This is a genomic window from Nocardiopsis mangrovi, assembly GCF_042653925.1.
GTDB classification, from domain to species: domain Bacteria; phylum Actinomycetota; class Actinomycetes; order Streptosporangiales; family Streptosporangiaceae; genus Nocardiopsis_B; species Nocardiopsis_B mangrovi.
In genome coordinates this window covers 199,923-225,564 of sequence record NZ_JBHSFQ010000006.1, presented here as the reverse complement: position 1 = coordinate 225,564, position 25,642 = coordinate 199,923, and the positions used below count along the sequence as shown (strand labels likewise).

The 25,642-nt window shown below is 75.7% G+C and carries 16 protein-coding genes; 6 read left to right on the top strand and 10 right to left on the bottom strand.

Going from position 1 to position 25,642, the window contains the following annotated elements; translation table 11 throughout:
* A complete protein-coding gene (locus tag ACFO4E_RS09560; protein WP_378572981.1) occupies positions 1-2,067 on the bottom strand; it encodes a hypothetical protein in 2,067 nt (688 codons plus the stop codon).
* Positions 2,068-2,241: 174 nt separating this feature from the next.
* On the opposite strand from ACFO4E_RS09560, the gene ACFO4E_RS09555 reads away from it, so the two are divergent.
* Both ACFO4E_RS09555 and ACFO4E_RS09550 read left to right on the top strand, forming a co-directional pair.
* Complete coding sequence (locus ACFO4E_RS09555) at positions 2,242-2,988, top strand: class I SAM-dependent methyltransferase (RefSeq protein WP_378572979.1); 747 nt, start codon at positions 2,242-2,244, stop codon at positions 2,986-2,988.
* Complete coding sequence (locus tag ACFO4E_RS09550; RefSeq protein ID WP_378572978.1) at positions 2,985-3,740, top strand: class I SAM-dependent methyltransferase; 756 nt, start codon at positions 2,985-2,987, stop codon at positions 3,738-3,740. Before ACFO4E_RS09555 ends, ACFO4E_RS09550 begins: the two co-directional genes overlap by 4 nt.
* A 123-nt stretch (positions 3,741-3,863) precedes the next feature.
* Here ACFO4E_RS09550 and ACFO4E_RS09545 read toward each other — a convergent pair whose 3' ends face one another.
* The 8 genes from ACFO4E_RS09545 to ACFO4E_RS09510 form a co-directional block, all read right to left on the bottom strand.
* Positions 3,864-4,163 (bottom strand): DUF7660 family protein, encoded by a 300-nt coding sequence (locus ACFO4E_RS09545; protein ID WP_378572976.1) that lies wholly within the window; start codon positions 4,161-4,163, stop codon positions 3,864-3,866.
* A gap of 38 nt (positions 4,164-4,201) precedes the next feature.
* The gene (gene pgfA, locus ACFO4E_RS09540) at positions 4,202-5,371 is read right to left on the bottom strand and encodes a cell envelope lipid trafficking protein PgfA (RefSeq protein WP_378572974.1); all 1,170 of its coding nucleotides are present in this window, start codon (positions 5,369-5,371) and stop codon (positions 4,202-4,204) included.
* 302 nt (positions 5,372-5,673) lie between these two features.
* Positions 5,674-10,329 carry an alpha-(1->3)-arabinofuranosyltransferase domain-containing protein gene (locus ACFO4E_RS09535; RefSeq protein WP_378573088.1) on the bottom strand — a complete coding sequence of 1,552 codons (4,656 nt, stop codon included), beginning with the start codon at positions 10,327-10,329 and terminating at the stop codon, positions 5,674-5,676.
* Positions 10,330-10,523: 194 nt separating this feature from the next.
* The gene (locus tag ACFO4E_RS09530; RefSeq protein ID WP_378573086.1) at positions 10,524-12,053 is read right to left on the bottom strand and encodes a glycosyltransferase family 4 protein; all 1,530 of its coding nucleotides are present in this window, start codon (positions 12,051-12,053) and stop codon (positions 10,524-10,526) included.
* Positions 12,054-12,368: 315 nt separating this feature from the next.
* Positions 12,369-12,509: a hypothetical protein gene (locus tag ACFO4E_RS09525; RefSeq protein ID WP_378572972.1), complete on the bottom strand. Its 141-nt coding sequence runs from the start codon at positions 12,507-12,509 to the stop codon at positions 12,369-12,371.
* Positions 12,506-15,028: a hypothetical protein gene (locus ACFO4E_RS09520; RefSeq protein WP_417617519.1), complete on the bottom strand. Its 2,523-nt coding sequence runs from the start codon at positions 15,026-15,028 to the stop codon at positions 12,506-12,508. Before ACFO4E_RS09520 ends, ACFO4E_RS09525 begins: the two co-directional genes overlap by 4 nt.
* A 64-nt stretch (positions 15,029-15,092) precedes the next feature.
* Entirely contained in the window at positions 15,093-16,877 is a 1,785-nt protein-coding gene (locus ACFO4E_RS09515) for a GDSL-type esterase/lipase family protein (protein WP_378572971.1), read from the bottom strand.
* Positions 16,878-16,884: 7 nt separating this feature from the next.
* Complete coding sequence (locus ACFO4E_RS09510) at positions 16,885-19,185, bottom strand: acyl-CoA dehydrogenase (RefSeq protein WP_378572969.1); 2,301 nt, start codon at positions 19,183-19,185, stop codon at positions 16,885-16,887.
* Between the two features lie 331 nt (positions 19,186-19,516).
* On the opposite strand from ACFO4E_RS09510, the gene ACFO4E_RS09505 reads away from it, so the two are divergent.
* On the top strand, positions 19,517-20,422 hold the full coding sequence (locus tag ACFO4E_RS09505; RefSeq protein WP_378572968.1) for a DMT family transporter: 906 nt from the start codon (positions 19,517-19,519) through the stop codon (positions 20,420-20,422).
* A 41-nt stretch (positions 20,423-20,463) separates the two neighbouring features.
* Here the strand turns inward: ACFO4E_RS09505 and ACFO4E_RS09500 are convergent, their stop codons facing one another.
* Positions 20,464-20,982 (bottom strand): NADPH-dependent FMN reductase, encoded by a 519-nt coding sequence (locus ACFO4E_RS09500; RefSeq protein WP_378572966.1) that lies wholly within the window; start codon positions 20,980-20,982, stop codon positions 20,464-20,466.
* A gap of 498 nt (positions 20,983-21,480) precedes the next feature.
* Here ACFO4E_RS09500 and nagA point away from each other — a divergent pair, with 498 nt between their 5' ends.
* The 3 genes from nagA (at position 21,481) to ACFO4E_RS09485 (ending at position 25,600) form a co-directional block, all read left to right on the top strand.
* Positions 21,481-22,647 (top strand): N-acetylglucosamine-6-phosphate deacetylase, encoded by a 1,167-nt coding sequence (gene nagA, locus ACFO4E_RS09495; RefSeq protein WP_378572964.1) that lies wholly within the window; start codon positions 21,481-21,483, stop codon positions 22,645-22,647.
* 433 nt (positions 22,648-23,080) lie between these two features.
* Positions 23,081-25,096, top strand: a complete 2,016-nt coding sequence (locus ACFO4E_RS09490) for a glycosyltransferase family 2 protein (RefSeq protein WP_378572962.1) — start codon at positions 23,081-23,083, stop codon at positions 25,094-25,096.
* 213 nt (positions 25,097-25,309) lie between these two features.
* On the top strand, positions 25,310-25,600 hold the full coding sequence (locus ACFO4E_RS09485; protein ID WP_378572960.1) for a hypothetical protein: 291 nt from the start codon (positions 25,310-25,312) through the stop codon (positions 25,598-25,600).
* The last annotated feature ends 42 nt before the right edge of the window (positions 25,601-25,642 follow it).

Sequence of the window (25,642 nt, the reverse complement as noted above, 5' to 3'; positions counted from 1 at the left end):
TCACCGGGGGGCCGGGACGTCCTCCCCGTCGTCCGCCGGGTCGCCCGCCCCTTCCGTCCCTTCCGCCGGCGCCTCCTCGGCCCACGGGTCGCCGCCGGTCTCGGGCTCCAGCTCGCCGAAGGTGACCCACCGCAGGCAGACCGCCTCTTCATCGGTGGTGACCATCAACCGGCTCCCCGCACCGGCCAGCGGGACGTACCAGACCCCGCCGTCGGGGGCGGCGGGCAGCCGCGTGGTCTCCCACGCGTCGCCCACCACCGCGTGCAGCTCGGTCTCGGTCTCGGCGGAGTACGCGAGCCCGAGCACGAGCGTGGGTCCGCCCAGCGACTCCACCGGCCACACCGCCTGGCCGCCGAACGTCGTGATGCACTCCTCGTCCTCCGCAGGGCCGAAGAACGCGCTGCCCTCGGCCGGGCGCCCGCCGACCAGGTACCCGGCGTCGTTGAAGACGAGCGCCGCCCCGGCCGGCTCCGGGTCGCGGATGCGCTCGGCCACGCCCGGCTCGGCCAGCGGGCTGAGGACCGAGGAGCTGAGCCGGCGGGTGCCGTTCCACGGCAGCACGATGTCGGCGGGTACCGGCCGCGGGTAGATCCCCGCCTCGGGCGGGACCTCGCTCAGGGACCCGCGGACGGTGTCGAGGTACCAGCGCACCCGGTCGCCGCTGAGCGTATCGGCGAAGGTGTACGTGGAGAGGCCGCCCACCAGTGCGAACGCGGTCGTCGCCGCGACGGCGAGCGTGCCCGCCGCCCGGGTGCGCCCGGTCCGCCGCGGCCACGCGCGGCGGTACGCCCGCTCCTCCCCGCGTACCGGGAGGAAGGCGAAGGCCAGGCAGACGGCGAAGACCAGTGCCGCGTCGGCCACATATCGGGGGTCGTAGCCGATGACGTCCTGGTAGCGGCCGCGCGCGAGGAGGGTCGGCAGGATGTCGACCACCACGAGGTGGCCGGCCAGGATCGCCCACGCCCGCCACGACCTGCGCCGCACCGCCAGGCTGACCAGTACAACGGCGCCGAGCGCCGCCCACGCGGCGACCACCGCCTCGGCCGGCGGGTTGAGCAGCCCGCCGGCGGGGGTCACCGGGCCCCATTCGACCGGACCGCCGGCCGCCCCCACCGGGAAGGTCTCGCCGAGCAGCCGCCGGGCCATCGACAGCGCGGTGTCGCCGCGCGGCGCCCCCGCGCCCTCGCCGCCGGAGGTGTCCTGCCGGGAGAGGTAGAGCAGCCCGTGGCCCACGGACAGCAGCGCCATCCCGACCCAGAACGGCATGTCGCGGTCGAGCGTGCGCCACAGCACGCCGGGCAGGCGCCCCCGCACCAGGAACGCCGCGGCGAACACGAACAGCAGCGGGGGCAGGAACATCGCCTTGACCGAGAACGCCATCCCGAACACGACCGCGCCGGCCGCCTGCCAGCCGTACCGCGCCTCTCCGGTGCGCAGGTAATGGGCGGTCCACAGCAGCGCCAGGGCGATGGCGAGCTGGAAGGGCACCGCGTTGAGGGCGGCCGACCACCAGGCCAGGACGGGGATCGTCAGCGGGGCGAAGACGTAGACGGTCAGCGGCGCCACGATGGCCCACCGGCGGCCGAACACCACCCACAGCAGGCGGAAGACCGCGACCGCCGCGCCCGCCTGGCATGCCAGCATCACCCCGGCGGTCAGCCCCCAGTCGTAGGGGGCGATGGCGGTCTGGACGTAGGCGAGCAGCATCGCACCGGGCATCAGGTGGCCCTTGTGCAGCTCGGTCAGGTACTCCACGGTGAGGTCGGAGGCCGCGGCGTCGGCGACGAACAGGAAGTCGTCCTCGATGAAGTAGGCCGAGCGCAGCACGACCACCTTGACCGCCAGCGAGGCGATGATGAGCGCGGCCCCCAGCAGCACCACCGGGTCGCGCACGCCCCGGCTCACCGCGGCGGCCGGCGCCCCGCCCGGCGCGCCCCCGCCCTCCGCGCGCGGAGCGTCCGGGGCGGGCGGCCCCACGGGCCCGGCGGACCCCGCGGCCGTGGCGGCCGGGTCGGGACCGGCCGCCTGCGATGCCTGCACGGGCCGCGTGCTGTCGGGATCGGACATGCCGCTCACTTCCCAGGCGTCGCCGCGGACCGGTTGACGCCGTCGCATGAGGGGGTGACACAATACAACACGTTCCACATTCTTCCGCGATGGTCCGCGCAGTTCCATGGCAGTGGGGCATCCTGAACGAGAACCGGGTCCATGCCGGTCGCCTGCGCCGCCGGGAGGAGCGCCGTGAGCCTCGATGAAGTGCGCGACGACTGGACCCGGCTGGGCTCCGCGGCGCCCCTGTGGGCGGTCTGCGTCGACCCCGCCAAGCGCAACGGCGGCTGGGACGACGACGAGTTCCTGGCGTCCGGCGCCGCCGAGGTCGACTCCGCCATGGCACGCCTGGCCGAACTGGGGATCCGACCCGCCGGCGGCCACGCCCTGGACTTCGGCTGCGGCGCCGGGCGCCTGTCCAACGCGCTCGCCGCGCACTTCGGCCGGGTGACGGGCGTGGACATCTCCGCCCCCATGCTCGCCGAGGCCCGCCGGCTCGACCGCAGCGGGGGCCGGGTGGTGTTCCGGCTCAACGAGGCCCCCGATCTCGCCTCCTTCGCCGACGACTCCGTCGACCTCGTCTACACCGACCTGGTCCTCCAGCACCTGCCCCCGCCCCTGGCGGCCGGGTACCTCGCCGAGTTCGCGCGGGTGGTCCGCCCGGGCGGGGCCATGGTGATCGGGGTGCCCGCGCGCGAGCGGCGCACCTTCAAGGGCCTGGTGTTCCGCTTCGCCCCGTGGCCGCTGATCCGGGTGGCCCAGCGGGCCGTGCTCGGCTATCCGGCGCCCATGCGCATGCACACCCTGCCGCCCGACCGCCTCGCCGCCCTGCTGCGCCCCGCCGGGGCGCGCATCGCCGCCTCCGACCCGTACTGGGGCGGCGACCACTGGGAGCACCTGCGGCACTATGTCGCCGTCGACGGACCGGCCGCCCGGTGAGCACCCCGCCCGTCGCGCCCGAGGCCCCGTTCCGCGCCACGCTGCGCAGGTCGGTCGCGCTGTTCTCCGCGTTCCGCAGGGAGCAGACCGACCCCGACCACTTCTACGGCACGCTCGCCCGCGACACCGTCGCCCAGCTGCGCACCTACGCCGACCTCGACGGGGCGGTGGTCGTCGACATCGGGGGCGGGCCGGGCTACTTCGCCGACGCCCTGCGTGCGGCGGGCGCCCGGTGCGTCTGCGTCGACGCCGACACCGCCGAACTGCGGCTGCGCGACGGCGACCTGCCCGACACCGCCGTCCTCGGCAGCGCGCTGGACATGCCGATGCGCACGGGGTCGGTCGACGTCTGCTTCTCCTCCAACGTGCTGGAACACGTGCCCGACCCGCCGCGGATGGCCGGGGAGATGGTGCGGGTGACCCGCCCGGGCGGGACGGTCTACCTCTCCTACACGCTGTGGCTGTCGCCGTGGGGCGGCCACGAGACCTCCCCGTGGCACTACCTGGGCGGCCGCTACGCCGCCGAACGGTTCACCCGCCGCACGGGCCGCCGGCCCAAGAACGACTTCGGCCGCACGATGTTCGCGGTGTCGGCGGCGGAGATGCTGGCATGGGCCCGCGGCCGCGACGACATCGAGATCGTCGACCTCCTGCCGCGCTACCTGCCGCGGTGGCTGAAGCCGGTGATCCACGTACCCCTCCTGCGCGAGGTCATCACCTGGAACCTCCTCCTGGTCCTGCGGAAACGCTGACCGCGCCCGCTCCCGGGGGGCAGCGGGCACTCTGCCGGGGTCCGATGGCGCGGGCCGGGACCGGGGACGGCTCAGCAGGCGGGGCGGGACGACGCGGCGCCCGCGACCGGAGGACGGCGCCGGTCACTCGTAGACCGTGGCGGCGGCGAGGGCACGGGCGAGGAGCGCCCAGTCCGCGCCTTCGGGCATCTCCCCGCCGGTGTTGGCGTACCACCCCGGAGCGCTCCTGATCCAGGCGGCCATGGCACCGAGATACCGGTCGAGCGTGTCGTTCTCCCACCCCCCACCCCGCTCGCGGAACTCCGCACCGAGGAGCGCGATGAAGGCCGCGAGCTCTTCGCGGCTCGTGACATCAGAGGCGCCGGACGCGGCGGAGGAGGGGTATGACAGGTGCGAAACGCTACCGATGCCGGACCCGGCCACCGGCCGGCGCGGCCCCTCGCCGGAGACGGGCGCACGCGTCAGCGGCCCGTCTCCGGGGCGGCGGAGTGCCCGGGCTCCGGCCGGTCGCCAGGACCCGCGGGCGGCGCCGTGCGGCGGGCGCGCAGCGCCGCCGCCGCACCGGCCGCCAGCAGGAGGACCCCGACACCGCCCAGCCCGGCCGGGGCCCACGTGCGCACCGCCAGGAAGGTCAGCCGGGCCGTGCGGGCATCGGCGACGAACGCGCCGATCCGGTCGTCGGGCATGGCGAGCGAGGCGTCCAAGAGCATCCGCTCGCCCGTCCCGGTCTCGGCGCGAAGGGTCTCCCGCCGCTCCTCCTCCGCGTCGACGAGGCGTCCGCTGACCGGCTCGATCCAGTAGGTGCGGTGCACCTCCACCCAGCGGGTGGCGGTGACGGTCCCGGACCGGTCCAGGCCGAGGGCGCGGGCGGGCACCGACCGCGCCGACCCCGGGACCTGGGTCGGCTCCACCGTCTGCTCGTAGCGACGCGTGGCGAGCCCGGCGACCTGCTCGGTCCCGGTGAACTCCATGAGCGGGGCGGCGCGGATGTCGGCGTCGTAGAACGGGTGCGCGTCGCGGGCACCGCCCGCCGGCCAGTACAGGACCAGGCCGGCCTGGCGGACGGCGCGGTCGCCGTCCACGTGCTCGCCGCAGCAGTTGACGGCGGCGCCGGTGGAGCGGTGCACCACCACCCGGCGGTCCATGTGGCCGATCATGGCGTCGCCCGCGGTGTCGACCGTGACCTCCCACGTGCTCCAGTCGGGGTTGCCCGGGCTGACGGATCCGCGCACCTCGGTCCGTTGCACGACCTCGGTGTCCTCGACGGTCTCCCACGTGGCGGCGTCGAGGTAGGAGGCGGCGGGGTCGACCAACCGCAGGTCGGCGGAGACGACCGCGGGCAGCACCTCGATCCGGTCGGCCACGTGGAAGCGGAGCAGCAGCCCCAGCGTGATCGCGAACGCCGCCGCCGCGAAGAGCAGCGGCGCCGCGTTGGCCCGGACCGCCCGCTGGGCGGCCGCCCGCCCCGGGGACCGACGGCGGCCCGCCGGCCCCCCGGCGAGCCGTCCGGACCGCGCGCCGCCGTGTTCCCCCGACGCGCTCCGCGCGCGCTCCGTATGCGACTGCGGCCCCGCGCCCGGCGAGTCCGGGACACCGGACACGTCCGCCGGGCTCTCGGCAGCCTGATCCACGTCACCGCGCCCCTGCGGCCTCACTCCACCCCCCGGCGCGTCCTCCAGCGCGGGCCCGCCGGGCGAATCCACGGCATCGGGCCCGCTCACCGCCCTCCCCGCCGCCCGTCCGACGCCTCCACCCACCCGCGCCCCCTCCCCCGGTACCGGACCACCGGAACGGTCCGACGCATCGCCCGGGCGCACCGCGTCCTCGGGCGGCCGTTCGCCGCCGCCGCGCCGCTGCGACCGCGCCTCGGTCTCCGGCGCGTGCTCCAGGGCGGGCCCGCCGGGCGGGTCCGGGATTCCGCTTCCGGTGCGCATCAGGCGTTGACCTCCTGCGCGCGGTCGTTCCGGTCGGCGACGGGATCCGCGGCGGCCGGGCGGCCGGCCTCGCGGGGAGGTGGGGCGTCCGGGGTGCCGGGCGGTCCGGCCGGGGCCGCGGGCTCGCCGAGCGCGATCGCGAGGCGGACCAGCGCCGGGAGGCAGCACAGGTGCGCGACCGCACCGCGCAGCGGGTCGCCGAGCAGTTCGGTGACGTCGTGGAACGGCAGGTAGAGGGCCAGGTAGGTGCCTATCGCCAGCGACGCCCCGGCACAGCAGAGCGAGGCGACGACGGTCCAGGGCCCCACCAGCAGGCGCAGTGCGCGACCGCCCGACGCGGGGCGCTGTGGTTTCGCGTGCCGCAACCGGTCGGACGGCGCTCGGCCGAGCCACCACGCCACGAGCAGCGCCGCCACCACCGCGGCGGCCCCGGCCGCCCCGGCCACCCAGACCCCGTAGGCGAGGGCGAGGGGGACGAGCAGGCGGCGCCTGATCCCGGCCGGACCGGCGGAGGGCGTCCACATCCCTCCGGGTCCCGGCGGCCGCGGAGCCCGCGAGGAGTTCCGGCCGCCATTGCCTGCCGCGGCCCGGTCCCTGTTGCCGTCCGCGGCGTCGCCGGGCGGGTCGGCCCCATGGATGTCGGCCGGCCCGTCGCCCGGTCCGCTGCCGCCGTCGGCTCCGGCGTCGTCCGCGAGAGCGGCGGTCGTCTCCGTCCTGGCGACGGGCCGCCGGGCCGGCCCGTCCGGTCCGTCCCGCTCGTCCCTGCCGCCCTGGCCCTCCCGGCCGCTTCGTCCGATCTGCCCGCCGGTCTCGGCTCTCCCGGCGGACAGGGCGTACCGGGAACCGCCCGGGCTCCGGCCGCTTCGGGCGGGGAACACCGCCCGGGCGCGGGCCGGGAGCCGGAGGCGGGTGGGCCGCGACGGCGGCGTGACGCGCGGGCGGCGTACCGCGGCGACGACCGCGACCAGCGCCAGGGCCGCGCCCGCTCCCAGGGCCAGGTGGTAGGGGCCGTCCGGCGTGTAGGTGAGGGTGACCGTCCCCGCCGTTCCGGCCGGGAGCCGCCACGCCTGCTTCCAGCCGTCGAGCCGCACGGGCTCCAACGGGGCGCCGACGCCCTCGGCCTCGGCGCGCCACCCGTCGTTGAAGTTCTCGTTGACGACGAGGTAGGAGTCCTCCTCCACCGCCACGTCGAAGCGGCGCTCGCCGTCGCCCCACGCTCCCATCGCGGCCACGGGGGCGGTCTCGACCTCGGGGCGCTCCGCCGCGCCCGCCTCGGCCACCAGCGCCGACCGCACCTGGTACCGGTTGCCCGGCTCGACGGCCACGCGGTTGGCGCCGTCGACGATGCCGACGTCGGCGCAGCTCTCGTAGCGCAGCGCCCGCCCGGCGACGATGTCCTCCAGGGTGCCCGAGACGATACGGGTCTCCACCCGCTCGCCGTTGACCCGCAGAACGGGGCCCAGCCCGCACTCTGTCGTCGCGTCGCCGCCCTCGACGGGCTCCAGCGGGCGCACGCCGGGCAGCCGGATCCCGCTGATCTCCAGCGGCTGGTCCTCGGGCGGCTCGAAGGTGAGGGTGAGCTCGTCGGTGGTGAAGGGCGCGAACCCCACCCACCCGCTGCCGTCGAGCCAGCCTTCGCGCACCGTGCCCGCCGTCTCGGCGATGACCTTGACCGGCCGCAGGACGCTGTCGGCGCGGGGGAAGTCCACCCGCAGGCCGTCGATCTCGGTGGCCCGGCCGAGGTCGACGTCGAGCGAGGGGGCGTCCTCGCCCGGGTCGGGGTACCAGACGGTGGCGCGGTCGTCGTCGAAGGCGTTGCGCCCCATGGCCGCCGGGTGCTCCACCGACGCCGACGACGAGCCGACCCGCGGGTAGCCGGTCCCCCTGTTGGCGGCGTTCTCGGCGTCGACCGGGTCGGTGATGACGGCCTCGCCGCTGATCACATGCCCGTCTGCCGCGGCACCGGCGCCCATCTCGAACGAGCGGTCGAAGGTGTAGGCGTCCTCCCCCTGGACGGCGAGGTCGGGGTTGCACACCCACACCTGGGAGCCCTCCATGCACCCGGGGACCGCGCCGGTCGACCCCGTGAGCAGGACGGTGCGCGCGCCGGGCGCCCCCGGCACCGCCAGCGTGCGCGTGGGGTCGAGCCCCGGCAGGGTGAGGCCGGTGATGCCCACGCGCGTGCCGAACCGGTACTCGGGTTCCCAGGCCAGTTCGTCCACGCGGACGCGCAGGGTGGAGGTGCGGCCCTGGGGCGCGGCGAACTCCTGGGGCTCGCCGGTGGCCTCGACCGCCGCGGTGGCGGAGGCGTCGTCGGTGATGATGCTGATCCGCGCGGGCGGCGGCTCCCCGGGGATCTGCTCGAAGGCGATGGCGAGGTCGCCGACCTCGCGCGGTTCGGTGAACTCCACCTCCAGCCACTGGCCGATGGCCCCGGCGAAGCCGCTGGAGCGCCAGGACGTGTCGGCGGTGGCGTCGAGCGCCGCGAAGGGCATCCGGCCGGGGTCGCGCGTGGCCGCCGAGGCGCCGGCCCCCGCCTCGGACGAGGACGCGGTGACCGAGGCGATGCCCTCGTCCACCGCGACGGAGGTGTAGTCCGCCCAGGCGGGGTCCATGATGTCGGGGGCCGGGGCGCCGCGCTCGGGTTCCTCGTCGGCGGTGAAGGTGTTGCTGATGTTGCGGCGCACGTCGGGGTAGACGATCTCGCGGCGGCGCGAGGTGTCGGTGGTGATGGTGTCCTCGGGCGCGATGTCCTCGGCGCCGGGGTCGTCGCCGACGACGACCGGCCGGTCGTCCTCCAGCAGTCCCTGCTCGGCCAGGCCGAGCAGCGCTTCGGGGCCGCCGGTCACCCGCAGGGCTCCGTCGGCCGGAACGGTGCCCACGGCCGGGGCGGCGCCTTCGACCTCGTAGACCTCCAGCGACCGGTAGGGCTGGTCGTACCAGTCGGCGGCCCGCTGGACGTCGAGCGACCCGACGTGGGGGCCGAAGGACGCCTGGAGGGTGATGCCCGGGGAGTCGGCGAGCGCCTGGTGCACCCGCGCCGGCCAGCCGCCGTTGTTGCCGCTGCGCTGGAGGTCGTTGCGCACGAGCAGGTGGGTGACGCCCATGCGGGCCAGCGTGGCGGTCAGCCCCTCCGACCCGCGCCCGGCGGAGATCCGCTGGTCGATCTCCTGGGTCAGCCGCGACACCCCGGCCGACCCCCAGGGGATGATCTGCTGGTTGGTCCAGGCGGCGTCGAGCAGGGGCTGCATCGGCTCGTCCATGGGGCGGCCCCACTCGTACTCGCCGCGCGCCGAGCCCGGGACCGCCATCGTCATCCCGTCGCGCGCCCGGGAGTCCAGCCAGTCCGCGGCCTCGTACCAGTAGCCGGGGATGCGCTCGAAGCCGCCGGGCGTGGCGATCCCGACCGTGGCCAGCGGGGTGAGCGTCGCCAGGAACGCCAGCGCGCCCGTGGCGGCGGCGAACCGGCGCACGGCCTCCGGCGCCGGGGCGGGCAGCCGGGTCCGCTGGGGCGGCCGCGGGTCCGCCGCGGCCCGGTCGGCCGCCCGCAGTGCGAGCACGACGGGGAGGTGGGCCAGGCCGAGCACGACGGGCAGGCGGATCAGCGCGTCGAACTTGTGGACGTTGCGGAACGGGCTGAGCACGCCGTCGAACATCGCCTGCACGGCCGGGGCGAAGGGGCCGCCCGCGGCATCGGCGCCGGTGTATCCGGCGGTGATGACCGCGGTCCCGGTGAGCAGGCAGGTGATGAGGAAGAGGCGTTCGGGGGTGCGCCGGTCGATGAGGGCGGCCATGCCCAGCCCGGCGACCAGGGCGGTGACCGCGATCAGCCACGGCTCGGTCGACAGCTCCGCCCCCGAGGGCAGCGCGGACTGCCCCTGCGCGGGGATGTAGCCCATCCAGTTGGACGTGCCGCGCAACGCGTTGACCAGGGAGGCGACGCCCGTGGTGGTGGCCGCGTCCTCGGTGAACGGCATGAAGGAGTAGACGTAGCGGCCCATGATCAGCAGCGGGGCCAGCCACCAGAACGAGACCAGGAACAGCGCCGTCAGCCACCAGAGGAGCAGCCGCCGGGTGCGCGGGCCCCGGGACCGCGTCAGCAGGTAGATCAGCGGGACGACGAGGACGGCGAGCTCCGAGGCCGCGTTGGTGCCGCCGCAGCAGAGGAACGCCACCCCCGACAGCATCGCCATCCGCAGCGGGCTGCGGCCGTGGCGGGTGCCCCACACGAGCGGCAGCATGATCCACGGCAGCAGCATCATGGGCTGGAGCTCGGCGGAGTTGTAGGAGATCAGCGTGAGCACGCGGGGCGCGAGTGCGTAGGCCAGCCCGGCGGCGATCCGCATGTGCGGGGTGCCGATCCCCAGCGCCTCGGCGAGCTTGACGGTGCCCAGGAAGGCGGCGCACAGCAGCACCGCCATCCACGCGCGCTGCACCAGCCACGGGGGCATGTCCAGGGCGATGAGGACCGCGTGGAAGGGGCCGTTGGGGAAGAAGTAGCCGTACGCCTGGTTCTGCAGCTGCCCGAAGTAGGCGGGGTCCCACAGGTGCAGGGCCCGTTCCAGGAACCCGAAGGGGTTGACGGCCAGGTCGATCTTGGTGTCGCCGACGATCATCGGCGGGTCGAGGCTGAGCGCGGCCGCGGTGAGCAGCATGCACACCGCGGCGAGCTTGAGCCGCCGCAGCAGGCCCTCGTCGGCGCCCCCGGCCGGCGGGGCGCCGTGAGGGCGGTTCCGCGGCGCCCCGTGTGCGGGCGCGGGCGCCTCCGGCGGCGCGTCGTCGCCGGGGGCGGAGCCCGGGTGCGGTGGTGTGTCGTCGGGAGCGGCGGGCCGCTGGTCGCGGGGCAGGGTCACGTGCCGTCCCCGGAGGGGTCGGGTGCGATGCCGGCCGCCCCCTCCCCCTCGGGAAGCCGGAGGTTCCTCTCGGGAAGCCGGAGGGACGCCGGTCCCTTCGCCGCCATCGCGGACCCCTTCCCCGTCGCTCGGCCGGTATCCGTGCCCGGGTCGACCCGGATGGGCGCCGCTTCCGGACCGCCGCCGCCGGCGCCGGTTCCCGTGGCGGCCGCGGGAGGCGGGGGGCCCACGCGGCCCGCCGCGATCAGGCGGGTCATGTCGGCACCACTGCGCTCCCAGGTGAACCGGGCGGCCCACGCGCGGCAGGCGCGCCGGATCTCGGCGGCGCGCACCGGGTCGGCGAGTTCGGCCAGCGCTCCGGCGACGACCTCGGTGAGGTCCTCACCCTCGCGCACCAGCCAGCCGGTCCGCCCGTGCTGCACGGAGTCCCGGAGGCCGTCGACATCATAGGCGACCGTGGGCACGCCCAGCCCGGCCGCCTCGATGACCGTGAGCCCCCAGCCCTCGAACTCCGAGGCCGTGACGTGCAGCAGCGCTCCGGCGAGGACGGCGTTCTTGTCCTCCTCGGAGAGGAAGCCGTGCAGCCGCACGTGGTCGTGGAGCCCGCCACCGCGGATCCGGTCGGTCAGCGGACCGGACTCGGGGCCCCGTCCCACGATGTGCACGCGCAGTCCGGGATGAGATCCCCGCAGGTCGGCGGCCAGGTCGACGATCCGCGAGACCCGCTTCTGCACCACCAGCCGGCCCAGGCTGACGATGGCCGGGGAGCCCATGTCCGCCGCGGAGCGGGGCGGGCCGGGCGGCACCGGCTGGTGGGGCGGGGCGCCGTTGTGGATGACGGTGATCGGCGCGCGCCAGCGCAGCTTGTCGCGCATGGCGCGGCGCGACGACTCGGAGACGGTGACGGTGGTGCACGAGCGGTAGACCCGGCTGGCGACACGGCTCTCGATGAACCTGCCGACCCAGGCGAGCGGGCGCCGGAAGTAGGCGTTGAACTGGAGGTCGTGGACGTGGTGCACGACGCTGATGACGCGGGTGCGGCGGGGCAGCAGCAGGCGCGAGAAGAACGGGATGCCGTTCATGCAGTCCAGCGCCGTGTGGAACTCGCGCCGCCAGAGCAGCAGCCAGAGCATGACGCGCGGGTAGACGGTGAACCTGCCCCCCATCCGGCGGACGACGATGCCCTCGCGGGTCTCGACCCGTGCCTGGCCGCGCTCCCGGCTGGTCAGGAAGGTGACGGTCGCGCCGCGCCCGGCCATGTGCCGGCTCATCCGCCACGCGTACTCCTCGGCGCCGCCGGCGGCGGCCTGCCAGGGGTCGCGCCAGTTGATCACCAGCACCCGTGTGCCGTCGAGCCGCGGGCCGGGGCCGCCGGCGCCCGGCCCGGTGCCGGCGGGCCGCGGTGCCGCGACGTCCGGTGCCGCGACGTCCGGTGCGGCGAGGTCCGGCGGAGCCGACGGCGCGGCGGTGGCGGGCCTTTCGGTACGGGGCTGCGGCGCCGGATGCGCCGCCGGGCCGGGGGCCATGGTGACCGGCGGCCCGTAGGACGGGTCCTGGAAGAGGGGTGTCTGCCGGAAAAGCACATGCTCTCCTGTTCCGCCCACCGCCCCGGCCGGCGCGGGGCCACCCCTGTACAGGGGGGGCGCCTCCGGCCTGCGGGGCGCGGCCGGCCGACCTGAGGGGCGGCGACGGTTTCCGGAGCCGTGTGCCCGCCGACGCGGCTGCCCCGGGCGGGGACCGCGCCGGCGCGGCGGCCGTGCGGGGGTTCGGGGGCGGCCGGTCCGGGCGGGCGTTCGCGCGCCTCGCCCGGTCGGTCCCCGCCCTGGTGTCCCGGGGACGGCCTAGCGGTCGCCGTAGTTGTAGAGCGACTCGTTCACCGGTTCGGCCGATGTCGACGCGTTCGTGACGACGGTGGTGCCCACCAGGGCCAGCCCGCCCGCCAGAGCCGCACCGATCACCGAGGCGGCGATGACCTTGATCATGTGGAGCCCTCCTTCCGCGATTCCACCCCGGCGCAGCCGGCCGGACGCATGGAGATGAGACTAGAACCTGATGCAGCGATTGACCAGAAGATTGCCCCAACTGTAATTGACCAGCCGGTAACTTCCAACCCCGACAGCCGCGCGTTCGCCGCTTCCACATGCTCATCCGGCACTTCGAAGAGGGCCAGGCGCCGGCCGTCGTGCACGGGGGAAGCACCGGGGACGTCAGACGAGAACACGTTCTCGCCGAGGACATACCGGGTGACCGGGTCCGGGGGTGCGGAGGGGTCGGTTCCGCCGAACGCCTCGCGCTCGACGAGGACGTAGCGGACGCCGATCGCCCCCAGGCGTTCGAGCCCGCCGGACGCGGCCGGGCCCTCGGCCGCCACCCGCTCCACACTCCGGGCGAGCGGATCCTCACCCGAGACGACGCGGATCCCGTCGTCGCCGCCGACCCGGAGGTCATCGTTCCATACCACGCGCCGGTCGAACAGCTTCACCGCGGGATCGAGTACAACGACGGTACGCCCATCGTCGGTCCAGTCAAGTCCGCGGTAGGCGCTCCAGGGCAGCACGAGCACCGCTCCGGGCCGCTCATCGGCGGCGACGATGCGCTGCACGGCGGTCCACTCCGCCGGCATCCCGACCGGCGCCAGCCGCCCGGCGGCGCCCCACGCCAGCCCGGGCAGCAGCACGACGGGCGCCACGGCCAGCACCGCGGCGACCGCGCCGCCCACCGCGGCCGAGGCGGAACCGCCGCGCGGCCCCGGCCGCCGCCCGCCCGTCGCGGATCCACCGGGGACGCGTCCCGCGCCGTCCCCCGCCTGGCCACCAGGACGCCCGCGGGATGGCCCCGCGCCGCCCGGCACCGCCGGGACCCCGGAGCCGGACGGCGCCGCGCTCCCGCCCCGGACCGGTCCGGAACCCGCGTCGCTCCCGGCCGCCGGACGACCGTCGGGGACCGCCCTCCGGGGGACGGGTCCGCCGCCGCGCGGATCGGTGCGGGTCGCCGCACACACCCACGCCACCGCGCCGCCGAACCCCACGGCCTGGAGCAGGGCGAGGGGCGCGACGTAGAGCTGGCCGTCCCGCAGCGGCCCGAACCCCGGCCACGCCCCAATGAGCGCGCGCAGCACGTCGCGTCCGGGCTCGACCGTGCCCAGCAGGGCGATCCCGAAGCCGACCGCCGCCGCCACCGAGAGCCCGGCCGCGAACCGCACCCCGCCGCGGCGGACCAGCCAGGCCCACCCCGCGAGGGCTGCCAGGGACAGCACCAGCCGGCAGGCGGCGGCGACCGGCTGCCCGTACCACTCCGGCACCGCTTGTGCGTTCCAGATCCCGCCCAGCGCCAGCAGCGAGGCCGCCGTGCCGAACGGGGTGTCCGCACGCGCCGCGAAGGCGTCCACCGCCGCGGGATCCGTACCCGCCCCGCTGCCCAGAGCGGGCACCAGCCACGGCAGCGCCACCACGGCGAGCGCGCCGACGACCATCACCACCCGGAGCCCCGGACCGGCGCCCGCGGGTGCTCGGCGCCCCCGCCGGAACGCGGAACCCGCGTCCGGGGCCGCCCCGGTGCCCGCCGACGCAGCGGGGCGCGAGCCCATGGCGGGCGCCCCGCCTCCGCCCCCTCCGCCGGCGGGCACGGCGCGGCGCAGGAGCGCGGTCGGGACGGCGGCCAGGGCCGACAGGACGATCGAGGAGAAGCCGCCGACCGCAGCGGGGAGCAGCGCCACCACGACCCCCGGAAGGTCGCGGGCGCGCGCGAGCCGGACCGCCGCGGCCACCACCCACGGCAGGCCCGCATACCCGAGGAGCAGCGCCCATTGCCCCAGGAGCAGCCGCTCCGCGACGAACGGGTTCCATACGTAGAACACCCCCGCCGCCACCCGGGACACCAGCCCGCCGACGCCCACCCGCACCGGCGGATCCCGCCGTACCCGTCCGCCGCCGGGCGGCGGGGCCGCCTCGGTGGAGCGGGGATCGCGGTCCGGCGCCGTGCCCGGTGCCCCTTCGCCGGAACCCGCGCCGGGCCACCGCCGTCCCCGTCCGCCGGAACCCGCGCCGGGCCACCGCCGCGCCGGGCGCGCGTCGGGCGCCGGAGTCCCGTCCGGGAGGTCCTCCGCCGCCCGCCGCACCGCGCGGTCCGCCGGTACCGGGGAACCGCCCTCGGACGCCGGACCGGACGCGACCGGATCGGGGCCCCGTGCCGACCCCACTCCCACGGGCACCAGGCGGGCCGCGCCGGCCGCTCCCAGCACGAAGACCGCGAGCAGCAGCACCGCCTGTACGGCGTCGGCCGGGAGCACGCGCGCCAGCAGCCCCACCACGGCGTCGCTGGGAACCGCCCGGGGGAAGCCGTCCCCGGCTCCGAACGTGACCGCCGACAGCGGGGGGTCGGGAACGAACACCATGTCGTAGCGCAGCGCGATCCCGGGCCCGAGCACCGGCCCCAGCGCCAGCCCCCCGGCCGCCGCCCCCACCCCCCACGGCACCAGTGAGGCCCACCGGCCCGTAGTCACCTTCGCCCACCGCCCATCCCCCAGGCGACGTCTCCGCCTCGCGATCGGGGTGGGCGGGGGGTCGTCATTCGGCGGTCACGAATTCGACCGGGTCGGAGAAGGCGCCCTCGACGTAGTCGCGGTGGGAGCGCACCGCGAACTCGTAGCCGTCGTCTCCGTCCGTCGCGATCGGCCAGCGGCGGTCGCCGTCGACCACGCCCAGGCTGACCCAGCCCGCACCGTCCGGTGGGCCGTCCTCGTCGACGGGCTCGCATCGGAGTTCGGCCGCCGCCCCCGGCGGGGAATCGGCGGGAGCCTCACGCCCGCCGCCCTCGGGGGAGCAGTCCAGGGGGCGGCGCCAGATCTCGAAGTGCCCGGCATCGGGCACCGCCGCCCACACCAGGTGCGTGCCCTCGGTGTTCACCCGCACCCATTCGGGCGCGGCGGGCGGCTCCTCATCGGCCGCGATCCGCACCGCCTCGGAGCCGAGCCCGGCGTCGCCTCCCTTGTAGGGGCGCACGACGAAGTCGTAACTGGCCCCGCTGAGCAGGTTCTCGACCCGGGCCGTCAGCTCGCCCTCGCCCGCCCCCGAGATGTCCATCGGCAGCGGTACAAGCTCATCCGGGTCGGGCGCGACCCGCCGCTGGAGGACCCGGTAGTGGGTCGCACCGGGGACCGGGTCCCAGGTCAGCACGACGGCCCCGCCGTCGTTCTCCGCCGCCACCTCGGGCCGCTCCCGGGGCCCCACCTCGACGTCGGGGAGCGGGCGCGGGTAGGGCGCGCCGAGGTCCAGCGCCGATGCCAGGGTGTCGGCGAAGGCGGCGGCGATCTTCACCTCGCCGCGCGCGTTGGGATGGGCGGGGTCCCAGTTGTCCTCGGCGGCGTCGTAGCCGTCGGCGGTCCGCGCCACGGCGACGGGCGATTCCTCGCCGTCGAGCTGCGCGGCGACCTCCGGGAGGGCGGCGTTGAACCGTTCGATCCGGTCGTTCATCGCATCGTCGCCGGCTCCGCCGAGCACCGGGGTGAGTTCGCCGATCACGAACCGGACGTCCCCGCGCGCCACCCGGGCGGTGTCGACGATGTCGCGGATTCCATTGAGCGCGTCGTCGGCCTCCCCGCCGCGCACCAGTTCGTTGGTCCCCGCCATGACCAGCAGGTAGTCGGGCCGGTACTCGGCGACCTGCTCGCCGATCGCGTCGGCGATCTCGCCGGCCGACGCCCCCCAGATGCTGGCGTGCGCGGTATCGAAGTCGGGGTCGGCGTAGTGGTGATCACCGGGGTCGCCGGTGTTGACCGCCAGCAGGTCGTCGTAGGGGCCGACGAAGTCGACGTTCAGCCCGGAGTCCCCGGTGAGGTGCTTCCACAGCCGGTAGCGCCAGGTGTAGTCGCCGGAACTGCCCTGGCTGATGGAGTCGCCGGCGATCATGACGCGGACGGTGCCGGCGGGGGGCGGGACCGCGCTCGCGGGGCCGGGGTCGGATGCGCTATCGGAGCCGCCGGGCCGGAAGGTCCCCGCGATCGCCTGGATGAACAGCAGCGTCACACACATGGTCGCCAGCATGATCCCAAAAAGGCCCAGCGTCGTCGGCCGCCAGCGCCGCCGTCCCGCCCGCGGGGCGGCACCGCCGTGCGCCGGGGGCTCCGCCGGGCCCGCCCCCGACGCCGCTGCTCGGCTGTGCCCGGCACCGCCTCCCCCGGTACCGGCGGCGGGCCCCAGCCGGCGCTCCCGGCCGCGCAGCGACGCCGCCGCACGCAACCGGGCGGCCGGGCCGGACGCCGAGAGCGGGCGCGGCGGCTCCGGCTGCGGGTGCGGCCGGTCCGATCCGCCCGCGGGGGTCCCGGACGCGCCGGGCTCATCGTCGGTCGACACGTCGGGGTCATGCCTCCGGGTCGCGCGGCAGTCCGAGCAGACGCTCCGCGATGATGTTGAGCTGCACCTGTGTCGTCCCGCCGTAGATGGTCATGGATCTGCCGAAAAGCATGAACCGGGCCCAGATCCCGTTGCCCGCCCGCATATCCTCGCAAACCGCGGAGCCGCCCTGGCGCTCCCAGATGGCATCGGCCACCCGCTGGCTGAACTCCACCCCCAGCAGCTTGCGCACACTGGACTCCGCGCCGGGCTCGATCCCCGACAGCCGCTTGAGCGTGACCCGCAGCCCCAGCAGCTCGATGGCCTGCCCTTCGGCGATCAGGCGGCCGAACTCCACCCGCGCGTCGCGCTCCTCGACGCGCGCCGGGAACTGTGTGCAGAACGCGACCAGCTCCGGGACCCCCGCGCCCAGCCCGGTGCCGCTGGAGAGCGCGACCCGCTCGTTGGTGAGGGTGTTGCGGGCGACCCGCCACCCCTGGCCGGGCTCGCCGACCACGCAGTCGTCGGGCACGAACACGTCGGCGAAGAACACCTCGTTGAACATGGTGTCGCCCGTCAGCTCGCGCAGCGGGCGGACCCGCACCCCGGGCGCCGCCATGTCCACCAGGAGGTAGGTGATGCCGTCGTGCTTGTCGGGCGCACCGGGGTCGGTGCGGGCCAGGCAGATGCCCCAGTGCGCGGCGTGCGCCATCGAGGTCCAGATCTTCTGCCCGTTGAGCCGGTAGCCGCCCTCGACCCGCTCGGCGCTCAACGACAGGGACGCCAGGTCCGAGCCGGCGCCGGGCTCGCTGAACAGCTGGCACCACGTCAGCTCACCGCGCAGGGTGGGGCCGAGGAAGCGCTCCTGCTGGGCGGTGCTGCCGTACCCCGCGAGCGAGGGAAGCACCCACGCCCCGATGGCCAGTGAGGGGCCCCGGACCCCGGATCTGCGCAGTTCCTGCTGGATGAGCAGCTGCTCCAGCGGCCCCGCGCCCCGCCCCCAGGGCCGCGGCAGGTGCGGTGCCACCCAGCCGCCGTCGGCCATGGCGGCGAACCGCTCCTTGTCGTCGTCGATCGCGGCCAGCGAGGCGACACCGGAGCGGACGCGCTCGCGCAGCTCCCGGTCGGCCGTGTCCTCCAGGTCGAGTCCGACGCGGCGGCGCCGGCCGGCGAGCGCGAGGTCGGCGACGCGCACGGCGCGGTCGCCGCCCGGACCGGCCAGGATGCGCAGGGTCGAGGCGCGACGCAGGTACCGGTGGGCGTCGTGCTCCCAGGTGAACCCGATACCGCCGTGCACCTGGATGCAGTCGCGGGCGCACGCCAGGGCGGTGTCGGGGGCGATCAGCCCGGCCGCGGCCGCGGCGAACCCGGCGTCCGCGGGGTCGGATCCCGTCCCGGAACCGGGGTCGGTCCCGGCTCCGCCGTCGTGCGCGGTGCCGGCCGCGCGCGCGGCGTCCCAGACGACGGCGCGCGCCTGCTCCACGGCGATCGCCATCCGGGCGCACATGTGCTTGACCCCCTGGAACTGGCCGATGGGACGGCCGAACTGCTCGCGCAGCCGCGCGTAGCCGGCGGCGGCGTGCAGGCACCAGGCGGCGACGCCGGTCGCCTCGGCCCCGGCCAGCACCCCGACGAGCGCGTCGACGTCCCCGCGGGTCAGGCCGGGCAGCACGGCCCCCTCGGGGAGGGGGGTCGCGACGGCCTCGGCCCGGGCGACGGGGCGCCCGAGGTCCAGGCTCGGCAGCGCCTCCACCCGCAGGCCGGCGGCGTCGATCACGGCCCAGCGCTCCACGCCCTCGTCGTCGATGGGGACGACGAGCACGTCGGCGAGGGTCCCGCAGAGGACGGGGGTGAGCGTGCCGTTGAGGGAACGGGTGCCGTCGCCGGCGGTGGCGGCCTCCAGGGGAGGGCCGAGCGCGAGCGCCGCGGTCCGGGTGCCCCCGGCGAGGTCGCGCAGGAGCGCGGCGCGGGTCCGGGCGCCGGGGTCGCGCGGCCCGTGCGCGCCGGCGGCGTGGGCGCGGTCGATCGCGGCGGAGGCCAGCACGGTGGGCAGGAAGGGGCCGGGGACCAGGCCGCGGCCCAGCTCCTCCAGTGCCACGCACAGCTCCAGGAGCCCGCCGCCCTGCCCGCCGTGCTCTTCGGCGAGGTGCAGGCCCAGCAGCCCCTGCCGGGCCAGGGCCGGCCAGAAGTCCGGCCGGACCGCCGCCGCGGCGCGCTCCTCATCGGGGTCGGTCGCGCCCTGTCCGCCGTCGCGCGGGACGGTGCGCTCGATCCAGCCGCGGACGGCCGCGGCCAGCTCATCGTGTTCGGCAGTGAGTCCGATGGCCATCGTCGACACCTCATCCACGTCGTCGCGATGCCCATCAGACTAGAACGTGTTATATAAGGTCGGTCAACCGGTGCACCTCCGAACCCGCCCGCGCGCCCCGCCCGCGCACGCCGACCGGTCGGCGGAGCGGACGGCCTCCCACCCCGCGGAACGCGTTCCGCCCGGCGCACCGGACAGCGGAAAGGACGCCGATGGCGCTGTACGACCTGCGGGCACCGGGGCCGCCGCCCCGCGGCGCCCGCCGGGGCCGGCCCCCGCTCCACCCGGCCGTCCCCGCCGGCCCCCGGGACCGGGTCCGCGGCGGACGGCGGATCGACGTCCGGGACGCCGGATGACGGGGCTCGTCGCCGCACTGCTGTCGGCAGCGGTCTACTCCCTGGGACTGGCCATCGAGCAGCGGGCCCTGCACCGCGCACCCGGAATCGGGCTGCGGCGCCCCCTCCACCTCGCCCGGACGCTGCTCGGCAACGTGCGCTGGCTGGCCGGCTGCGCGCTCGCCGCACTGGGCAGCGTCGGCCTGATCGTCTCCCTGGGGCTGGCCCCGGTGTCGGTCGTCCAGCCCGCCTTCGCCGGCGGCATCGCCACCATGCTGCTGCTGATCACCCTGGTCATGGGCGACCCGATCACCCGCGGCGAGCGCGCGGCACTGGCCCTGATGCCGGTGGCGCTGCTGCTGCTCACCCTCTCCCTCGACGCGGACGGCGGCACCGGGACCTCCCCCGACCTTCCGCTGCTGCTCACGGTGAGCCTGGGAACCGTGGCGGCCTGCGTCGGGGCGATGGTCCTCGCGGGCGGGGGCGGGCGCCGCGTATCGGCCGCGGCGATGGGCGCCGCCGCCGGGCTGGCGCAGGGCGCCGCGGGCCTCCAGGGCAAGGCCCTGGGCGGGCTGCTCGCCGAACACGGCCCGGCCGGCGCCGTGCTCCCCGCGCTGGCGTCCCCGTTCCCCTACCTCTACGCCCTGGGGTGGGCCGTGGGGATCGTCCTGTTCCAGACCTCGATGCAGCGGTCGCGCGCCTCGGTGACCGCGCCCGTGGCCAACGTGACCGGCAACGTGTTCATGGTGGTCCTGGGAACCGTCCTCTTCAGCGAGGAGCTGCCCGCCGACCCGCTGGCCCTCGCCCTGCGCGTCGCCGGATTCGCGCTGACCCTCGCCGTGGTGGCCCTCGTGCGGGGCAACGTCGCCCAGGCCGAGGCCGACACCGCCCGCACCCGATCGGGTTCGACGCTCCCGGGCTGAGCGGGAGACACCTCCCGCTCAGCCCGGGCCGGTGCCGTCGGTCAGACCGCGACCGCGACGGCCTGGCGCAGGGCCGGGGCGGCGACCTCCGACCACGCGGCGATCACACCGCGGGGGTCGTCGAGCTCGCCGCGTGCGAGCAGCAGGCCGGGCTCGACCACCCAGGCGCCCAGGTCGGAGAGGACGACGCGCAGGTCCTCGTCGATGTTGCGGCCATTGCGGAGGTCCTCGACGACGGCCACCGGGACCGCCACGGTGTGCGCGAGGCCCAGCTCGGGCAGGCGGTCCAGGAAGACCTTCAGCAGGCCGGTGTAGCTGCCGTGCACCTGCGGGGACGCCACGAGCAGCACCTCGGAGGCGCGGACGGCGTCGAGGGCGTCGACGACGTCGCGGCCGGTGTCGGCGGCGAGGAGGGCGGGGCCCAGCTCGGCGAGGTCGATGACGTGCGGCCGGGGGGCGTCGCCGGTCTCGGCCGCGATGGCCGCGGCGGCGTCGACCGCCGCGGCGCGGACGGTGGAGTGTGCATCGGGGGCGGCGACGAGCACGGTGAAACGGGTCATTGCGTTCTCCTGGTGAGTGCGGCCGGAGAGGGCCGCTGAGCGCTGAAGGGTTCGTCGGGCCGGCGTTTCGCGGGCGGATGCCGACCGGGCGGACGGGGATCGTCGGGCACCGGAATCGACGGGCCCCTTCAGGGCCGGAACCTCGCTGTACGCGGTCCTGGGCCGGCCCGTCGGAGAACGGGCACGGGCGGGGGAGAGCGCTTCCGGTGGCGATATGGGGGTCATCCCCAAGGGCAGGGCGCGACGGCCCTGCGGGGCGCTACCTACAACAGAGTGCGCTCGCCTGCTGTCGCAGATCGACATGCAGGCGCTGGACGAGCAGCTCACCGGCGGACATGCTCTCCATAATGAGCGGCGCCGGACCAGCCGTCAATGCGTGCCGGACGGGTTTGTCGTCACTCCGGAGAGTGCCGTGCCCCACGCGGACGCGCGCGATCGCGCCGCATATCCTCCAGCTGAACACACGACGTGTGGCATAGGGCACAGGAGGACGCACGCATGGGCCAGGGCGCGACCCGGACGACGACCCCCACGACGCTGACGAACGCGCGACTGCTCACCCCCGAGGGGGCGCACGACGGCTGGCTGCGCGTCGCCGACGGCCGCATCCTGGGGCTCGGAACCGGAACCCCGCCCCCCGCCGGCGGCGTCATGGCCGACCTCGGCGGCCGGTGGCTGCTGCCGGGCGCGGTCGACATCCACGTGCACGGCGGCGCCGGCGCGTCGTTCACCGACGCCGACCCCGGCCGGGTGCTGTCGGTCGTGGAGTTCAACCGCTCCCAGGGGGTGACCACGGTGGTGGGCGGCCTGGTCACGGCCACTCCCGAGGACACCCTCGCGCAGGTGGCCGTGCTCGCGGAGCTGGCCGAGGCCGGCGAGATCGCCGGGATCTACCTTGAGGGCCCGTTCATCGCCCGCTCCAAGTGCGGCGCGCACGACCCCGACCTGCTGCGCGACCCCGACCTCCAGGAGTTCGCGCGCGTCCTGAAGGCCGGGCGGGGCCACGTCAGGATGGTCACGGTGGCGCCGGAGCTGCCGGGCGCGCTCGACCTGATCCGCGCCGCCGCCGCCGAAGGGGTGGTCGCCGCGGTCGGCCACACGGAGTCGGGCTACGACCTGGCACGTGCGGCGTTCGACGCCGGCGCCACGGTCGCCACCCACATCTACAACCAGATGCGCCCGCTGCACCACCGCGAGCCCGGCCCCATCGCGGCGGCCCTCAACGACGAGCGCGTGACCGTCGAGCTGATCAACGACGGCGTCCACGTCGCCGCCGGGGCCGCCCAACTGGTGTTCGACGCCGCCGGGGACCGGGTCGCCCTGGTCACCGACGCCATGGCCGCCACCGGTCTGGGCGACGGCGACTACACACTGGGCGACCTGCGCGTCCGGGTCGAGAACGGCGAAGCCCGGCTGGCCGACAGCGGCCAGATCGCGAGCAGCACCATCGTGCTCCCCGATGCGGTCCGGCGCACGGCCGCCACCCTGGAGCGCGTGGACCTGGCCGCCGCCGCGCGGGCGGCGACGGCGGTCCCCGCCCGCGCGCTGGGCCTGGAGGGGGTGGGCGAACTGGTCGCCGGCGCCTCGGCCGACCTGCTGGTCCTCGACGACGACCTGGCCACCGCGGCCGTCATGCACCGCGGCTCCTGGATCCGCGCCCTCTGATCCCCCGGCCCGGCCCGCCGATCGCCGGCAGGGCGCCGGGCCTGCCCCGCGGCGCGCGGCCGGTCCCGGACCGGCCGCGCGTGGCATGCGATCAGATCGTCACCGAGCGTAATATCATTGCCACCGGCGGAGCACGGCCCGCCCGCGCCCCCTGCCCGGTCGCGGACGGCCCGTGGTTCACGGCACCCCGCCTCTCCGGCCGCTCCGAATCCCCTCCGTCGCCCACCCCCTACGGACGGCCCGGGGCACAGCGCCGCCGGGGTCGGCGTCCGCGGCCCCCGGCCGACCGTGACCGAGATCTCGTTCACACCGACAGAACCGCCGGGTGTACGGGCGGCGTTAGCCGTTGCAAAAACAAGTGAATGACTGGTGTCCGGAGTTCCCCCACTCTGGACCCGTCGGCAATGGGGGATCCATGGGTATCGCCGTATCGGTGATCATTCCTGCGTACAACACATCCGCGGGCATCCTTCGCGGTCTGCAGTCCCTGCGGGAGCAGTCACTGCCCCGCGAGAACTACGAGGTCATCTACGTCGACGACGGTTCGACCGATGGGACCGGTGAACTGCTCGACGCCGAGACCGCCGACGAGCCGAACTTCACGGTCGTCCACATCGAGAACTCCGGCTGGCCGGGGCGCCCGCGCAACATCGGCGTCGACCGCGCACGCGGCGAGTACGTCTTCTTCATGGACGACGACGACCGGCTCGGCCCCGAGGCGCTGGAACGCCTCCACGCCAAGGCCACCGAGGACACCGCCGACATCGTGATCGGCCGTGTCGCCGGGGTCGGCCGCAACGCTCCGCGCGAGATATTCCAGAAGCCGATGACCGGCGGCGACATCCGCAAGGACCGGCTGCTGCTCACCACCCTCACCGTGCAGAAGCTCTTCCGTACCGCGTTCCTGCGCGACAACGGCATCCGCTTCGACGAGGGCAAGGTCCGCCTGGAGGACCACATGTTCATGCTCCGGGCCTACCTGGCCACCCGCAGGGTCTCGGTGGTGCACGACTACACCTGCTACTACTGGGTCCGCAACGAGGGCTTCGGCAACATCTCCTACGCCCCGAAGGAACCGGTCGGCTTCTTCCGCAGCATCGGGCAGATCTTCGACATCATCGAGGCCAACACCGAGCCCGGCAAGCTGCGCGACCGCCTCTTCGCGCACTGGTACCGCTCCAAGCTGCTGGGCCAGTTCCAGGGCCACAAGTTCCTGCGGCAGGAGCCGGAGCACATGCGGCGGCTGCACACCATCGCCGCCGAACTCGTCGAGTCCCGCATCCCCGACAGCGTGGCCGAACGGCTCAATCCGTTCACCCGGCTGCGCGCCGCGACCCTGCGCTGGGGCACCCCGGAACTGATGCGCGCCCTGGCCGGATTCGAGGAGGACCTCGCCCACCGGACCCGGGTCACCGGTTTCCGGTGGGAGGGGTCCAGCCTGCACGTCGACATCATCGCGGAGCCGACGAGGGCCGCCACCGGAGCCCCCATGGAGTTCGTCCGCGACGGCGACCGGGTCCTGTGGGACCTGCCCGCCGAGATGGCGGCGGTCCCGCAGATCCGGGACGCCGCGGAGATCGGCGCGGTGGACCAGCGCTGCCTGCGGGTCTTCGCCCGCCGCTCCGGCGACCCCGCGGCCATGCGGGTCCCGGTCTCGGTCGAGTGCACGGAGCACCCGGCCGGAGCCGGCCGGTTCACCTACCGGCTGACCGGCACGATCACGCTCGACGTCGCCACCGCCGACTACGGGCGCCCGCTGTCCGGCCAGTGGTGGTTCCGCACCCGGATCGACATCGGCGGCGCGGGCAGCGACCACACCGTGGGTACCGCGCGCGCCGACGACGCCGAAGCGACCCGCGTGCCCGCCTTCGTCGACCTGCCCGATGACGCGGGCACGGTCTTCGCCAACCCCTACTGGAACACCAAGGGCCACCTGGTGGTCTCGGCCAACGGGTCGTGGCGCCCGCTGCGCCGCGCCGTGCGCGCCCCGGCGACCGCCACGGCCACGCCCACTCCGGCGGGCCTGCGCCTGGAGATCCCGCTGACCCTGCGCGCGGCCGACTCCCCCACGGACCTGCCCCTGCGGCTGTCGCGCAGCGGCCGGCGGCCGATCGACGCCACCGCCCGCATCCAGGCCGTGCGCGAGGGCCCCACCGCCCTCCCCCGGGCCGTACTGACGGCGACGGTCCCGGTGCAGGGCGGCCTCGGCGTGTGGCGGGTCATGGTGGGAGAGGACCACCACGACCTCGATCTCGCCCTGGTCCGCACTCCCGCCGGGTGGCGGCTCACCCACCCCCTGCAATCCCGGGCCCGCCGCCACCTGACGCCCCTGGTCGCCCAGGCCAGGCTGAGGGCCGACCGGCTCCCGGCGCCCGCCCGCCGCCTGGCACGCGACGCCTGGGTCCGCCTGCGCGGCACCGACACCCCCCCGGCCCCCACCACGGGCTGACACCCCTCTGACGGGCGACGACCGGTCCCGCTCACCGGCGTCCCCCTCGCAGCCCGCACCCACGGACCGACCCGCCGCGCACCCCTGGTCCCCGGCCCCGTCCGGCTCCTGGAATTTACGGGCACCGAAATACCGCATTTCATCGCGAACGACGTCTAATGTAGTCGCACATCACACACAGTGGTCACAAGATGACCGAAAGTGGGGGTCCGTATGCGCCGCATCCTCGCCGTCCTCGCATCCGCCGTCCTCACCGCTGCCCTGGTGGCACTCACGCCCGCGACCGCCCACGCGGCCAGGGGCACGCTGCTCATCAACGGGAAGTGGTACGACGACCCCCACGGCTGCTACAACGCCGTGATCTGGCCCCTGCTCGTCGACAACCACACCAACGAGCCGGTGTTCGTCCTCAACGACTCCAACTGCCGGGGCGCGATCCTCGGCGAGGTCCGCCCCAAGAGCGCCCGCGCCTTCGACCACGGCGCCAGCCTCTACATCCCGTGATCGGCGGCAGCCGCTCCCCGCGGTCGGGCCCGGCCGGCACGT

Bases quoted from the DNA above. Each gene is read 5' to 3' on its own strand.
- ACFO4E_RS09560 (WP_378572981.1), bottom strand. From the start codon at position 2,067: ATGTCCGATCCCGACAGCACGCGGCCCGTGCAGGCATCGCAGGCGGCC.
- ACFO4E_RS09535 (WP_378573088.1), bottom strand. From the start codon at position 10,329: ATGCTGCTCACCGCGGCCGCGCTCAGCCTCGACCCGCCGATGATCGTC.
- ACFO4E_RS09530 (WP_378573086.1), bottom strand. From the start codon at position 12,053: ATGGCCCCCGGCCCGGCGGCGCATCCGGCGCCGCAGCCCCGTACCGAA.
- ACFO4E_RS09525 (WP_378572972.1), bottom strand. From the start codon at position 12,509: ATGATCAAGGTCATCGCCGCCTCGGTGATCGGTGCGGCTCTGGCGGGC.
- ACFO4E_RS09510 (WP_378572969.1), bottom strand. From the start codon at position 19,185: ATGGCCATCGGACTCACTGCCGAACACGATGAGCTGGCCGCGGCCGTC.
- ACFO4E_RS09505 (WP_378572968.1), top strand. From the start codon at position 19,517: ATGACGGGGCTCGTCGCCGCACTGCTGTCGGCAGCGGTCTACTCCCTG.
- ACFO4E_RS09500 (WP_378572966.1), bottom strand. From the start codon at position 20,982: ATGACCCGTTTCACCGTGCTCGTCGCCGCCCCCGATGCACACTCCACC.
- nagA (WP_378572964.1), top strand. From the start codon at position 21,481: ATGGGCCAGGGCGCGACCCGGACGACGACCCCCACGACGCTGACGAAC.
- ACFO4E_RS09485 (WP_378572960.1), top strand. From the start codon at position 25,310: ATGCGCCGCATCCTCGCCGTCCTCGCATCCGCCGTCCTCACCGCTGCC.